Here is a 14,758-nt window from a genome sequence, read left to right as displayed (position 1 = left end):
CTTGCTCTACTTTACATAGAACACACAAATACAACTAGCGAGTTACTTTATAAAAATAAGAGCATCTATAGATTTAAAAAGAATAATGGTAATTGAATGAAAATAAAAATAGCCGTATGCGTATGTTCACTCTTTTTAACCGCCTGCGAGCAGAAAAAAGATACCGCAGCTGAATTTAAACGTCCAATGGGGCCTCATGGATTGCCTTATCGAGTTGGGAATTTGGGCGGTAAAGCTATGCTTTTGGCAGAGGACGCAATTTTTCTGGAATATGAAGATTCTCCAGTCTTAAAGCCTGAGCATCGGTATAAAGGGTATAAAGACCCTCCGCGGGATTTTAATTCGGTGATTACTTCTTTTGGTGTTGATATGAAATATCCCACGGGGATCGCATTGAATACTTATCAAGGTGCACCGCAAGAGGCTTATCGGCAATATAAGGTGGATATAAAATCCCCCTATCATCAATGGGTTCATATCAATGTAAATGCTGGGATTCGCTATCACCCAGATTTAACGGCTGTATTTATCAACTCTACGGTTGATTCAAAAACAATTTCGAAAAAATTTATGGTAGATACGAATTATTTCTCTATTTATATCCCTACACACCAACAAGAATTTGGTTTGAATAAATATGGTCCGCATCCAGAATGGGTTAAGTTTTCTGGATATAGTGAAACAAAGGATATGTACATACAGAAAGACAATACAGGAAAAGTGATAACTTTAATCAGGTGTAATAATTTTGTGATTAAACGTTTGCTGGCTGCACAATGTCAGATGCGTTGGAATTTGGAACCTTTTATGAAGGTGCGATTGACTGCAAACTTTGCCAGAGTCCATTTAAAAGATTGGCAATTGATTCGAAAAAATTCTGAAAAACTCATCGAGAGCTATGCTGTCGATCCAAAAACCTTAAAACGCTTAGCGGACTAAATCGGTAATTCTCATGCGGAAAAAGATACTAGTCACTTTAAGTTTGATCTTTCTCACGGGATGTTTTCCTCGAGAGAAGGCTGATATTCCCCAAGAGGGAGAGATTGTGACATGGAAGCAAAATGATCATTTGGTTGTTAAGGCTAAGTTAGGACCAAGGCGTATTCATATTCCAGATACACATTGTAAAAGATGTGAAGCAGAATTTTATCAACCAGAACATGAACTCTATTTGGGACAGTTTCCAATAGATTATGTACCTGAAAAATTTCCGCCTATTAGCCAAGAAGAAGCAACTATGCTACCCCTGCCATATGCAATTAATCAGCTTGAATTTAACTTGATGTTAAATGGTTCAACTGTTAAGGCAACTGATAAGTCTTTTTATTCTGGTCAACCATTGGATGATATTAACCAAGTTAAGGTTTTTGTTGAGAATGAAGGGAAAATAAACTATACAACTAAAGAGGTATATAAGAGGTTTTTGGAGAGAGAAAAAGGAGAGTATGAAAAGAATATTTCTGTGGAATATGGCTTGTTCTGTTACTCGAGAAAAGATGCAAACCTTTGGTGTTTTGGTGAATCAAATAATAAGCTGTTCTCAGGACTTTCATTTAATTTTGAAGATAAAAATAAAATTGGAAAAAATAGAAGCTAAGATATGAAATCTTCTTGATGCTTGGAATGTATCTCCAATTTCGGATTCAAGCCAGTAATATCAGAATATTTATTATGCTGACAGGCAAAAAAAGTTATATTTACCCCAAGCATCCCAAGTCACGACAAGAATTTGAACATGAAAGACATGCTCAACATCTATATCGAATACACCGTCTAATTTGGTAGAGTACTTACGTTTTACAGTATCTTCATGCTAGGGCTAGTTTTCATTCTAATTAAGAAAATGTGGAAAATATGATTATAGTAAGTGCTTGTTTAGCAGGTTTAAAAGTTCGTTATAACGGTACTGACTGCTTAGATGAAAAAATTAAAAAATTAGTCGATGCAGGGAAAGCTAGTATTGTTTGCCCTGAGGTTCTTGGTGGTTTACAAACCCCTAGGGAGCCAGCTGAAATTATTGGTGGGAATGGTGATGATGTATTAGATGGAAATGCTAAAGTTATTGAGCGATCTGGAAAAGATGTGACTGAAGCTTTTATCAAAGGAGCTTATAAAACTTTAGAGAAAGCGAAAAATATGCAAGCGACAAAAGTAGTGCTTAAAGAGAATAGCCCTTCTTGTGGTAGTTCTATGATCTATAATGGTGAGTTTAAAGGTCTCAAAATTAATGGCGATGGAGTTACTTCAGCTTTACTTAAAAGACACAATATACAAGTGATTTCAGAAGAGGCTTTTTTAACACTATTTTTATAATTTTATATCTAAATAACCATGCATTAACCCCAACCCAAATATAAACTTTCTTTGATTCATCAAAACTGCCTTAATTTTAAAAAATCTATAAATAGAGAGAACATTACGTGATGAGAAATTCTTTGTTAGCTACCACACTTATAGGCTTATCGACCATTTCATTTGCCGATGCTTTACCAGAATACAAAGGCTACCCTGCTACAATTTATACAGGGAAAACAGCCAAACTCAAGATGAATAACGATACAGCTAAGTCCTTCAAGACTAGGCTTTCTGCTGCATTAAAAGGCGAACCTGAATTTGCAGGTGAATATGTAATGGCAGCTTGGGGCTGTGGAACTTCTTGTGTGATGCAAACATTTGTCAGCAAACGTACAGGACAAGTTGTAGAGCATGGCTTTGGTGCTGAACTAGGTCAGAATGTTATTGGTAAGCGACCAGACAGCCGTTTACTAATTACCCATGGGGTTGAGTATGACAATGACTATAACAAAACTGGCGAATATGACTTTTACTATGTATTTGAAAATGGAAAATTTAAGCTTATAAAGAAAGTAGAACGTATTGAAGAGTACTAAACTTCACAATAAAAACCAGCCTCTTGAGCAGCATTAGCGTTTCCGCATTTACTACATGATAAGTTCCTATTGATAATTAGCTCTGTAGAAGAGGTGAGATGAAGTTTAATTTTTCGTTAGATGCTGCCATAGCTTTAACTTTGACTACAGTCTTTTTCTATACTTCTGGTCAAATCTATTTAAATGGGATATTAAGTCCTTTTCTTATTGATTCCGTCGTCCTAAATTTTTCCGTACAAGATAAGATTTACCTCGGTTTTTTAAAAGGTGCGAATGAATATTTATACATTCTAGGTGCTTGTCTCATTTTATTTTTTCTTAGATACATTTTTATTTACTTTGAACTCGGAAAAGTTATTGATAAAAAGCTTATTAAGCTAATTCCCGTAAATTAGCGACCAAAAAAGAATGTACTACGTATTCATAATTCCGAATACTTTGAAGGACTAGATCGAAACTACGCAACTGTTGTTTTTACTTCTTTGCTCGCTCTAACTCTGACTTTGGGAGTTTTACAATCATTCATTCACATTGAAAGTAAAGGTAAGAAACTTGCAGAAAAAGCGATGAACAATGTCACTGCTCTCCCCTTAATTACTATAAAAGAACAAGATAAAGAAATAATTAGGCATTTACTAAAATGTGGCTCATCTCTATGTGTAGTTATTGATGAAGAAAAATGTATCTCTAGTTGAACCGAAGAATGTTATTTTGATGGGTAGCAACTTTAAAGATAAATAAAGTGCCAAACCGCACTCTATTTATGCTTAATTTTGAACCAATCTATTTATTTATAACTGGTCGCTAATGTTGACTTGCGGTCCATACTTCATGATCTCAAATCAACATCAACAATTCATAGATACTCCATAGCTCCATAATTAGAAACTATAATTTCTATCATTACCAAGCTTTGAAAATTGCGCTTCCATATCGTTAAATGCATCTGTGAAGCCATTCAATGAAATCTTATTCTCAATCAGTTGTTTTTTATTATTCTGGAATCGTGTAAACGCGTAATTACCACGCTTAAATTGCTTAATAAGTTCATCTCCATTTCTGAATAATCCTTCTCGCTCTTGCAAGATCTCATTGTTATCTACATAAATGTATGCAGGATTATCTTTTAAATTCTTCTCACCAATATTCACAATGTATTGATGATTAACATGCAAAATTGAAATTGGACCTTTGCTCATCACACAGGCTTTCATGTCTTCAAATACTTTGTATTGACATTTAATTTTCCAACTAGCACGACCGAGCAATTTATTCTCTATTTGATCAATTTCGGCATTATTGTTTGATCTGGCATTAACTTTCAAAATTAAATTAGAAATCCGATCTTCAGATGCATGAGTATTGTTTGCAACCACAGGATTTAAGAGAAAAAAGGAGAAAAATAATTTTTTACGCATAATGAAATCCCCAAAATAAAAAAATCAATAATAATCAACAATTTTCTTATTTCTATTGCTTAATGTTTCATTTTCATTAAATAAAGATATTTTTTTAAGGTTTTATTCAAATAATGACTATTGATACTCATTTTTAATCAGGCTGCTGTCAGATGCTACGTGAATAACCTATCTGCCAAGCTTTCACCTTGGAGCTTTTAGATATCATCAAAACTAAAAACCCCACAGACGAATATCAACTCCATTTGAATCGTAAAAAAGAGAGCTAATTGCTCTCTTTGCGGGATTAATCAATATGTGAAATTCTATTAATTTCTGCAATCAGTTCGGAGCGTGTGAGTTTATGAATATCTAAAGCAAACAAGGCATCCAAACGTTTATTAATATGATCAACAGTGATTTGAAATGCTTTCAATTTTTCATCTTCAGGTAGATCTAGATGAGATGGATCTGTAAGTCCCCAATGCGCCTTGATTGCTCCACCTAAATAAAGTGGACAGGCTTCATGTGCTGCTTGGTCGCATACCGTAATCACAACATCAGGCTGATATTGCTCACAATCATCAATGCTTTTACTCGACAGACCCTCTGTAGACAATCCTAGATTTTCTAAGGTTTTGATCGTTAATGGATGAACCTTTCCCGTAGGTTTACTCCCTGCACTATAAGCCTTCCAACCCTCTGGGGCACGGCTATTAAATATCACTTCAGAGAGGATGCTACGACAACTATTACCCGTACATAAAAATAAGAATTTCATAAAAACTACTCGCAATGAAGTGAAACAGACGAATGAATATTTTGCCTATTAATTATTTCGTCATTTTGACTAGAGATAATGGAAAGTATCTGTTTTGCCCAAGCAGGTAACGCTGGATTTAAACGGTAATACACCCATTGTCCTTGGCGTTGATCGAGAAGAATGGATAGGTTTCTGAGTAATGCTAGGTTTCTAGAAACTTTAGGCTGACTCATTGAAAGCTGTTCAGTCAATTCGCATACACAGACATCTTGCTTTGCCATCACGAGCTTCACAATTTCTAAGCGAGTCGGATCTGACAGGCATTTAAAAAAATCAGTTTGGTTCATTTCCATTCTTGGAAAAACTATATATTCAAATATACGAATACCCATATATATGTGCAACTACTTTGATTCTTACAAACTGTAACAGGCTACATTTGATTACTACTCAATCAGGTTATGAAATCTACAATTATTTCTTTAATCTTGGTCAATATCATCATTCTACTTACCATCTTTTATAAAAAGAAAAAGTGAGATAAGAATTCCCCAATATTTGCTATCCAATTCCAGTTACGTCACATCCTTTCCTCAAAGGACAAGGTTCACCACCTAATAGATTTTCAAGCATGTTTTGCATTTGTTGCAATTGCCCTATTTTCTCTTGGATCATATATAACTTTTCTTGCAAAATCGTATGAAATTGCGTAGCAGGAATTTCATTTTCTCCTATAAGATCAATAATTTGTTTTATTTCAGCAAGGGTAAAACCAAGGTTTTTTGCGGTCTGGATGAGTTTTAATTGTTGAAGTATCTGTTCAGAATAATCTTTATAGCCATTATTGCGTACCAAGGGCTGGATCAACTGCATCTTTTCATAAAAACGAATAGTATCCCGACTTAAATTAATCTGTTTTGATAGTTCTCCTATTAACATGAACGGCTTCCTTTTATCTTTTTATAACGCTTGACCATAGAGTGTAGTCCATAGTTTAGCTTAAGTAATTTCTATTAATCGAGTTTAATAATATGTCTACACTATCCCAAACTGCCCTTGTCATTGGTGCAACTGGATTTATCGGAAAATTCCTTATCGCTCAACTAATCAAAGATCATACAAGAGTATTTGCTATCTGCAGAAATATAGATGAACAAGCACCTCAACTTCGTCATTGGCTAACACAGCAAAACATCGACCATCAACAACTGAGTTTTATTCAGGGAGATATTACCCAACCCGAGTTAGGGTTATCGCCTAAAGACTGGAAAACGTTAAATGAAGTGAATTACCTCTACAATACAAGTGCCTTATTCAAATGGCATCTGTCCATGCAGCAGGCTCAAACTGTTAATGTCGATGGACTGACGAATCTACTGCAGAGTGTAAGCAAGCATTGTAATTTGCAACGCGCAATACACTTGTCTGGCTATATGTTAACGCTAGATCAACATTTACAAAAAGCTGGCATATACCGAGAACATATCGAAAAAACAGACTGGTCAAAAATTTATGACACTTTAGGAGCTTATGAAGCCTCAAAGATTCAAGGACATTATAACTGGATTAAACAGGCAGACCTATTAGATATACCATGGACAGTCATCCACCCCGCGACCGTGATTGGAGATGAAGTAACAGGAGAAATCCCTGCTTCTCAACCAATTACTACTCTCATTCAACAGCTGCAACAAAGAAAAATGAACGCCCTTCCTGGGACATCAAAGCATTCGCTCCCTTTAGTATCGGTCACCATGCTGGTCAATGCTATGGTTTATGCAAGTAAAGATCCTCAAACAATTAAACAGGAAATTTTAGTCGCAAATCCCGAGCAGATCTCTCTTCAAACTTTAGTAAACATTATTGCAAAGTCACTAGAGATGAACCCTCCACGCCATTTTATTTCTATATCTCTCTTAAAATGCATTTTAAAGTGGCAATGGCTGGCAAACAAATTAGATATGTCAGCAGAAATGTTAAATTTTATCCGAACTGAACAGCTCGATTTGAGAACATTTAATCAACTCAATCAACAATGGAAAATTACTCCAACTGAGTTGGAAACAACTATGCAAAAGACTGTGGAATGGGTGACTCAATGAGTAATATTTAAATTCTTTGAAATTAAATACTACATATTCTTTATTTATGACAACTTCTATATAAATCTAGACTACCGTGCATCCTAAAAATTGAGTGCACGGTAAAATAAACATCTATTGATGTCATGATGAGCGTTTGCTCTGCGAAAGAAGATGACTATCTTGTAAAAAATGCCGCATACCCGACACAACTTATGCGAACAGATTCAACCCTTTGTCTCTTTAGCTCATCGTTTTACTGATTCAATGATCTCCACACCTTTGATACACCCAGCAATCAAACTGTAATGCTAAGCTACTCCAATTAGCTTTGGATTTCTTCATCTCGTTCTTGTCTTAAATGATAGTTTTCCCTTTCCCTGTATGCCAATATAGTTAAAGAGCCTACGTACAATCGCTAATCCAGATATTCAATACACAGAAAAGAAGTTACACCCCTAAATCTCATCCATCATGAATTCAAGGCAAATTGAACAATAATGAAGACCCACAAGCCAGATTGGATAGCATTGTGCAGATTAAGCCGACTGCCAACTCATGCGGTTATCATGGCATACTGATCATCTATACAAGTACAGTAACTAAGCCTTTGCCAATATCCCTTTAATTTCTGCGCCATAAAATTTTACAAGTACGCTTACAATCAGGCTGTTAGATGCGAGATATAAATTTTGGCTGTCGTTTCTCTGCAAGGACTTTGTATACTTTGAAATCCACAAATGACGCCCAATAAAAAACCACTCATTATGAATTTTTTAACTGATTGCAAAGCAACACCAACCTATTGAAATTCTTTATTTTTTCAATTTAATATACTTAATATTCAATATCTTAAGTTGCAGCATGTTAAATAAAAAAGTTCATGATGAAATGGATCAATGAATACCCCTGAACAATGCGCGATGGTAGCACTTTCTAAAAATGTTCTAATTCCATATTGCTGCTCACGTTAGCATAATTGCGCTGTAACAGGATCACACATAGAAATCCAACAGCTACTCAGCACCAGCAGATCCAATGGCTGTCTACAGAACCTTGGTTAAGAATAAACCAATCATTATGCAAATCTCGACTACACCACTTGGCTATCCTTCTAGAATGAGCCATATGGTTGTAATTCGCGGTATATTTTTTCAACCTACACCCTCTGGTGTGATTCCAATGCTTATTGTTAATGACCCTTTGAGCCTCTATACACAGCCTGTCCCTTTTGTACAACTTGCACAGATATGGAGAACTGTAATCGTAGTACACGATTAACATTCCACCTCAGACATCTATTGTAAAGATTGATCTTTATCCTCAATTATCTTCAACACGAATCTTCTATCTCTAAAATTGAGAATCAAAGCATGGCATTTCTGCAGGCAATAAAAAACCCACCGAAGTGGGTAGATTGAACTACACTGTATTTAGTTAGGGTAATCATCTGAATTTTAAAAACTAACAATTCACTATGCTGTGATTGTTAATCACTGATAGTTAACTATATATTTTATATAGCTTATTTACATCAGTATAGAAGGATTTACCATCCAGATTAAATGTTAGCTTTTGCCCTGACTCAAGTTCTACCTGTTTCGAGACTTCTACTAACGTTTTCCCTTTCAAATTACTTTGAATTTTGTTTAATGGAATAATATTCACACGGATTACATCGCCATTTATAGCGGAGGCTGTAGTCCAGCCATTTTTAGTATTCATTTGTTTACTCATACAATGAGCTTTTGTAAACAGAAAAAGTATTTAAAAGTAAAACCAATTATTGGTTTGGAGATCATTCAATTAAGATGATATTTAAACTTATGATATTTACAGCAGCTTGAAAATTTGAAGATAAGAGATGTGTTACATTTTACACTTGCTCTAATAATTTATAGGAAAACCTGCTACCACAGGCTTCCCCAGATCGGCACGATGCAACTTCATGCTTTGCGTTAACTGTTTGAATTCGATGTGTAAACATCTGAAGTTTGAAGGGAATACGCAATTCCTAGTACAACTCAAACACTACCGTTTTACTTACGGATTCGATCAAGTTAACTATAACAGATATACCTTCTTTTACCTATTTAAATATTTATTTAATTCTAAACTCTAACATGGTAAATCCTAGCTTGAAGATTTTACTTAAACTGCATTCTCGTATACGAAACCTGAAGAAACTTATTCATCCAACGTTCCGAAGAAACCATTCTACTCTTGTGGGCTCTTAAACTTTATTCTTTTCAATCTACCCATATTTAAGTGAATATTTACTAAAAATGGAATAATACGCCTAAGTTCGTTCCATAGATTGGATTTGATTCATATTCATTATTATGTCGTTTACCTTTAAAAACAACTCTGTACCGTCAGTAATTTAAAGTGATCGACAATATATATAATATACGCATCTATTTTATAAATAGCTCAAATGCAGAAGACTAAAGACTTATAAACAGAGAATCTCTAGCTTTCGCAATACACAGAACCTGTAACCATCCACTTAGAAGACGATACTTTATCCAACTAGGCTAATCGTGCATGGGTTGGCAGCATTTATCTTAAACCGATACAAATTAAAATTACCGCAAAAAAAAGCCCAATCTAGGAAGACTGGGCTATAAACTTTGAATCTTTTCTCGTTGGTAGCGGGAGCTGGATTTGAACCAACGACCTTCGGGTTATGAGCCCGACGAGCTACCAGACTGCTCCATCCCGCATCAACGAGTTGACTTTATACGCCCTAATAACTACAAAAGCAAACTTTATTTAAAATTAATTATTTATGTGCCAAACTGGAAGCTATCATCAGAAACAAAAAAACGATTTGATGAACTTTTAAATATTGAGTGAATCACTATAACTTTGCCTACTTCAGCAGTAATATCACATATCATGACAATTTTAAGAATATTTACCCATAAAAAATCATATGATCAATTCTAGTCCTACTACGGCATTGGCTTCATTACTATTCATCTTTCGTAAATTAGCTTTTCAGTTACCCTTTTCCAAAATGTATAAAGTAACTAATACGAAAAAGGGTACCATGGCATGATAAGAATGTAAGACTATTGCCGAGTTATGCTGCAATTTTTGATTCATTTAGGTCTCGATTAAATACAACACTCTATCTTTTGATACACAAATTCAAACTTAGCCTCCACTCTTCTAGAAGAATTTAAACAGAACCATTCGTCACATTTACTCTAGATTTTGCAGTATGACTCAAAAGTCACTTGGAAACATATATTCTAAATCTCAATAAGTTACATAAAGTTGAGAATATTCTTCTGAAACCTTGCATCGAAACATAAAAGCCAACTTACTCATCCACAACACTCAAGGCTCTATGAATAGCTATTGCATGTACATCCAAGATGTAGGCAGTTGACTTGCAGAAAAAGCAATCCTTTTTATTTAGTAGATAACACTGCCTTAGAGTAGAAATGAGATGAACATATCCAACAACATAATATTTCTGATTACTATTTTAGTCTCTGGGAATTTATCAATGCCCTGCTCATGATGTACATTTTCCCAACCTAAACTATAGACTTCCACACGAGGGCAACCTTTATACCTTACAAAAAGGTGATATCTATTTGAGTATTACTTCAAGCAGTATCTTCAACATTCAGCTCATCAATATGGTTCAGAATAGCATGATCGTACTAAATATTACATTTTGAACAAGTTGTCTTTCTCTCGGAGCAATCGTATTCCAACCCACTGTTGTCGCAATGATCTCTACAGGATTGGATTTAAGAATTGGATTATCATCTGTTAAGTGAAGTCGTCGCATATATTGCGGCAACCTAGCAACTAGTGAACTGCACCATTAACACTGGATAAATATTTTGAAGACACTATAAACTTATCTCCTAATTTATCTTTAGAAATTTTAAAATCCTTTGTATTTCCCTGAATTTGTTAAAAAATAAATTAAACATTAAAATCAATATTTTATCTTATGATATAAGCTCTATATTTGAAAAATAGAACAATATAATTAAAATAATCCTGATGAGTTAATTTTATATTTCCATTGTTTTAATAGCGAAGCCTACTAAAATTTCTTCAAAATCAGCTATACACTAATTTATTTTCTGGTTTTCAATTTTTCTGTTTGTAATTTCTAAAAAAACCACCAGAGGTGGTTTTTTATAATTTAACAATAACTTAGCTCTTCTAAACCAATATCTTCAAGAAATTGATCTTGTTCAATTAGGTTTTTGAATTTTAGCCTTTTGACACTACCAACATTAAAATGAATCACAACAAAAAATGGAGGTTCACTTTTAATTTCCATATATTGAATTAAATCTGTATTGACGATCACGTCATTTACACGAATGAGCATCCAAGCACCAAAAAATCTAAATATGAGCTCACATAGTATTAATCCTTTCACTCAAAATCCAGATGTAAAAGTTATATATATTAGACGATTAGTTCATAACCAATACAATATCATATCTGAATATATTTTTATAAATATCAGCGCTTTATTACATATAATAAATATTGATATTTATAATTAAAATAAAGAATTTACTTTTCACTCAATTGTAAGATATTAAATTGATAATAATGAAAAGATTAAATGAATAATATAATGAATACGTCTTAAATTTTAGATAAAAAAAACCTGCAGCTTGGGGAAGATGCAGGCTGGTAACTAGAGGACTAGTTAAAATGGAGAATACTTAATGTTGAGCATTTTACTATGTTTTATATTTTATGGAAGTATCATTATGTAACCTTTTTGTAAAATATTACACAGTTAAAACTCACTATTTATACAGTATTCATCAATATTTACATCTACATCTAGCCAAAGATCATAAAACCTTAAGATAATGATGAACTCTTTATTTAAAGTAATTTTTAATAATTAATAGTTTTTTAGATTATTTTTGATTTTAAAATCAAGCAATTAAATCTTATACTTTAGTTAATCTAATATATTTAATTCTTCAGCCAATGAGCATATAGATCTATTCATTTTCAATATATCAACTCAATCTAAGAGCATGCCATTACAATTATTTATCATACTGAATTACAAAAAACTCACTCAAAATTTTATATCAGTCAGTTATTCCTATGAAATAGCATACTCTTCAATACATTATCTTTTAGAATAAAATGATGTAGCAATGCAGCACATGCATGTAATCCTACAAGCGAGATAAACAGATTACCAAGCAGTTTATGAATATTACCTAAATAATCAACATTTTGGGCTAATGAAAACAATGGAACATCCTTATTAAATAGCTGAAAGCTGTCAGTTAAACTCGATAATGCCAACCAGCCAAACAAAGGAACAACAAACAAGCATAGATACAAAAGGAAACGACCTGTTTTAAATAATACTTCTTGAATTTTATTTAGTATTTCATTTTTAGGAAGTCTATTACTATAGTAGACGAAAAACCTAAACGAATAAAAAATAATAAAAAAATCGTAATTCCACATGCCACATGAATTTGACCCTGAACACCAGTGTATATCGGATTCCCACTACTTATGTAAGCCGCAATAACGATCAACAAAGTCAACCAATGAATGAAAATGATTGGCTTAGGATAATGAAGAACCATTTGATCTACCTTATTATTGTTATCTAATATATCTTAATCATAGAATACATTTGACTATATCGCTCAATCAAGCGGTGTTCTGACTAGCATCAAGACTTGTTAGGTAAAAGATGTTATAAGTCCATCGAAGTACTATTATTTACTTTGAAAAGCATGTCCTTTTCAATAAGCATTCTGCTCTTTTCATTTAATTATTTTGAGTAAAAAAAAGTAAAATTGAAATATACATCTTGATGAAACCATTTTATTTTCATAGAAAAGAAGAAAGATTCTTGCCATGCATCAGAAAAAACGCCTCATCCTTTTTTTTGATGGCACTTGGGATGATGCCATTGAGAATACAAATGTTTATAGACTTTCGAGCTTGCTTCATAACTAGGATAGAGATATTCATCAGCGTTTTTTCTATAACCCTGGTGTAGGTACTCGACCATTTGAAAAGATTATCGGTGGTCTCATAGGTTTAGGGCTTTCTAAAAACTTGTTGGATGGTTATGAATGGCTAATCAAAAGATACTGTCAAGAAGATGAAATCTGGATTTTTGGATTTAGCCGAGGTGCATACACTGCAAGAAGTTTGGCTGGTTTAATTCGTAAATGCGGATTACTGCATACTTCCACTAAAAGGCTATTACATGAGGCTGAAAAATTATATCGAAATAAAGAAATTAGCCCAGAGGATACGATAGCGAAAACCTTTAGGCAGAAGTACAGTCGTGAGGTTAATATCCACTTTCTTGGAATTTGGGACACAGTGGGTGTACTTGGCATCCCAAGCACGAATCGAACCAATAGGCACCGACTAACATGGCATGATACTGAAATTTCTAAAATTGTTCAACGCGCCTATCATGCAATGGCACTTGATGAAAATCGTGAAGCCTATGACGTAACGCTTTGGACTTTTCCTACTGGCAATAAAAAACCTGAACAAATTGAAGTAGAACAAAGATGGTTTATCTGATCACATGCAAATGTAGGCGGTGGCTATGAGGCAGACCCATTAGCAGATATCTTACTTGAATGGATAATTAATAAAGCCAAAGCAGCAGGACTGAAAGTTTCTAATGTTCATGCTCAAAATGAAGCTTGGAAAAAATTGCCAATAGACTCATACCAACTGTTTTTACATCATACTTATGCACTTTTAAAAGACTTATTGAATCATGGCAATGGTCGATTCTATAGAAAATATAATACTGATTTTAAAAATGACTTAGCTGTTAATATAACTATCGACGAAAGCGTATATAAATTATATCGACACAATAATAAATATAGACCTAAAACATTAGATAACGTAATTAAACTATTCAAAAGGTTTAATTAATTTATTGTTTGACCTGAATTTAATTCAGATCAAACATCCATTTTAAAATTATATTATTTAACCACAGTTTGCTTGAGTGATTGCCTGAGTAGTAGGATCAATTGTTACGGTAATGCGCTCTGTTCGAAAATCCATAGTTGCAGCTTGCCCAGAAGTCACCTGTCTAACAATTTTAGCTTTTGTAATTTTGAATTTACTAATCATCGAGTCTTTTTCCCTATCAATGTAAAAGCCTGTCCAAGTAGACATACCAATTGATTTACCCTATATAAAGCCCACTCTTCTATTTTACTTCCATCTGGTAATATGCAGTATCCAACTTGACAATTTTTCTCATTTTTAATGTCCAATTTCCCCCTGAGCAATACAAATATTCACTTACTGGATTTGCTAATCCAATATTTGTAGATACTGATTTATTTTGGTCAATAGAGGTACAAGCTGTAATTGACAATATTACTAGCAATAAAGTTAATATTTATTCATAAGTAATTATGTATACTCGGATCTTTACTTAGCTATAATCTTATTGTTTATCCTTATTTTGGCATCTTGTTAATATTCAACTTTATCATTAGTTCTATTGACTAGATTATTTTACAACTATTCCCGACAATAAAAAAACACCCCCTTCTTAGTAGAAGGGGGTGTTTTTAGAATTAATGAGCTGGCGATGACTTA

At 33.6% G+C, this 14,758-nt stretch carries 16 protein-coding genes and 1 tRNA gene; 7 read left to right on the top strand and 10 right to left on the bottom strand.

The window, feature by feature from the left end:
* The first annotated feature begins 96 nt into the window (after positions 1-96).
* The 4 genes from MKI85_RS15395 to MKI85_RS15380 all read left to right on the top strand — a co-directional run bounded on the left by MKI85_RS15395 (position 97) and on the right by MKI85_RS15380 (position 2,891).
* The gene (locus tag MKI85_RS15395; protein ID WP_241628899.1) at positions 97-939 is read left to right on the top strand and encodes a hypothetical protein; all 843 of its coding nucleotides are present in this window, start codon (positions 97-99) and stop codon (positions 937-939) included.
* A gap of 106 nt (positions 940-1,045) precedes the next feature.
* Positions 1,046-1,597, top strand: coding sequence for a hypothetical protein (locus MKI85_RS15390; RefSeq protein WP_241628898.1), 552 nt, complete (start codon positions 1,046-1,048; stop codon positions 1,595-1,597).
* A gap of 257 nt (positions 1,598-1,854) precedes the next feature.
* A complete protein-coding gene (locus MKI85_RS15385) occupies positions 1,855-2,313 on the top strand; it encodes a DUF523 domain-containing protein (protein ID WP_241628896.1) in 459 nt (152 codons plus the stop codon).
* Positions 2,314-2,423: 110 nt separating this feature from the next.
* Positions 2,424-2,891, top strand: coding sequence for a hypothetical protein (locus MKI85_RS15380; protein WP_241628893.1), 468 nt, complete (start codon positions 2,424-2,426; stop codon positions 2,889-2,891).
* Between the two features lie 881 nt (positions 2,892-3,772).
* Here the strand turns inward: MKI85_RS15380 and MKI85_RS15375 are convergent.
* From MKI85_RS15375 to MKI85_RS15360, 4 genes are all read right to left on the bottom strand, one after another.
* A complete protein-coding gene (locus MKI85_RS15375) occupies positions 3,773-4,309 on the bottom strand; it encodes an invasion associated locus B family protein (protein WP_241628891.1) in 537 nt (178 codons plus the stop codon).
* Between the two features lie 286 nt (positions 4,310-4,595).
* Positions 4,596-5,069 (bottom strand): arsenate reductase ArsC, encoded by a 474-nt coding sequence (locus MKI85_RS15370; RefSeq protein WP_241628889.1) that lies wholly within the window; start codon positions 5,067-5,069, stop codon positions 4,596-4,598.
* 5 nt (positions 5,070-5,074) lie between these two features.
* Positions 5,075-5,398 carry a metalloregulator ArsR/SmtB family transcription factor gene (locus MKI85_RS15365; protein ID WP_241628887.1) on the bottom strand — a complete coding sequence of 108 codons (324 nt, stop codon included), beginning with the start codon at positions 5,396-5,398 and terminating at the stop codon, positions 5,075-5,077.
* Positions 5,399-5,612: 214 nt separating this feature from the next.
* Positions 5,613-5,990 (bottom strand): MerR family transcriptional regulator, encoded by a 378-nt coding sequence (locus MKI85_RS15360; protein WP_241628885.1) that lies wholly within the window; start codon positions 5,988-5,990, stop codon positions 5,613-5,615.
* A gap of 92 nt (positions 5,991-6,082) precedes the next feature.
* Here MKI85_RS15360 and MKI85_RS15355 point away from each other — a divergent pair, with 92 nt between their 5' ends.
* Both MKI85_RS15355 and MKI85_RS15350 read left to right on the top strand, forming a co-directional pair.
* A complete protein-coding gene (locus MKI85_RS15355; protein ID WP_241628883.1) occupies positions 6,083-7,153 on the top strand; it encodes an SDR family oxidoreductase in 1,071 nt (356 codons plus the stop codon).
* A gap of 1,017 nt (positions 7,154-8,170) precedes the next feature.
* Positions 8,171-8,413: a hypothetical protein gene (locus MKI85_RS15350; protein ID WP_241628881.1), complete on the top strand. Its 243-nt coding sequence runs from the start codon at positions 8,171-8,173 to the stop codon at positions 8,411-8,413.
* A 222-nt stretch (positions 8,414-8,635) separates the two neighbouring features.
* On the opposite strand, the gene MKI85_RS15345 is transcribed toward MKI85_RS15350, so the two are convergent.
* From MKI85_RS15345 to MKI85_RS15330, 4 genes are all read right to left on the bottom strand, one after another.
* Positions 8,636-8,857: a transposase gene (locus MKI85_RS15345; protein WP_241628879.1), complete on the bottom strand. Its 222-nt coding sequence runs from the start codon at positions 8,855-8,857 to the stop codon at positions 8,636-8,638.
* A 924-nt stretch (positions 8,858-9,781) separates the two neighbouring features.
* Positions 9,782-9,858, bottom strand: a tRNA-Met gene (locus MKI85_RS15340).
* Positions 9,859-11,309: 1,451 nt separating this feature from the next.
* Complete coding sequence (locus tag MKI85_RS15335; RefSeq protein ID WP_241628878.1) at positions 11,310-11,501, bottom strand: hypothetical protein; 192 nt, start codon at positions 11,499-11,501, stop codon at positions 11,310-11,312.
* 734 nt (positions 11,502-12,235) lie between these two features.
* Complete coding sequence (locus tag MKI85_RS15330; protein ID WP_348637245.1) at positions 12,236-12,622, bottom strand: cytochrome b; 387 nt, start codon at positions 12,620-12,622, stop codon at positions 12,236-12,238.
* Positions 12,623-13,135: 513 nt separating this feature from the next.
* On the opposite strand from MKI85_RS15330, the gene MKI85_RS15325 reads away from it, so the two are divergent.
* Positions 13,136-13,711, top strand: coding sequence for a DUF2235 domain-containing protein (locus MKI85_RS15325; protein WP_348637246.1), 576 nt, complete (start codon positions 13,136-13,138; stop codon positions 13,709-13,711).
* A gap of 423 nt (positions 13,712-14,134) precedes the next feature.
* On the opposite strand, the gene MKI85_RS15320 is transcribed toward MKI85_RS15325, so the two are convergent.
* Positions 14,135-14,326 (bottom strand): hypothetical protein, encoded by a 192-nt coding sequence (locus MKI85_RS15320; protein WP_241628966.1) that lies wholly within the window; start codon positions 14,324-14,326, stop codon positions 14,135-14,137.
* Entirely contained in the window at positions 14,278-14,427 is a 150-nt protein-coding gene (locus tag MKI85_RS15315) for a DUF333 domain-containing protein (RefSeq protein ID WP_241628876.1), read from the bottom strand. The genes MKI85_RS15320 and MKI85_RS15315 overlap by 49 nt, the downstream gene beginning before the upstream one ends.
* Positions 14,428-14,758 lie beyond the last annotated feature (331 nt).

This window comes from Acinetobacter zhairuonensis, assembly GCF_022601715.1.
GTDB lineage: Bacteria > Pseudomonadota > Gammaproteobacteria > Pseudomonadales > Moraxellaceae > Acinetobacter.
The sequence above is the reverse complement of the archived record's forward strand: the minus strand, read 5'-3'. Positions and strand labels throughout refer to the sequence as shown.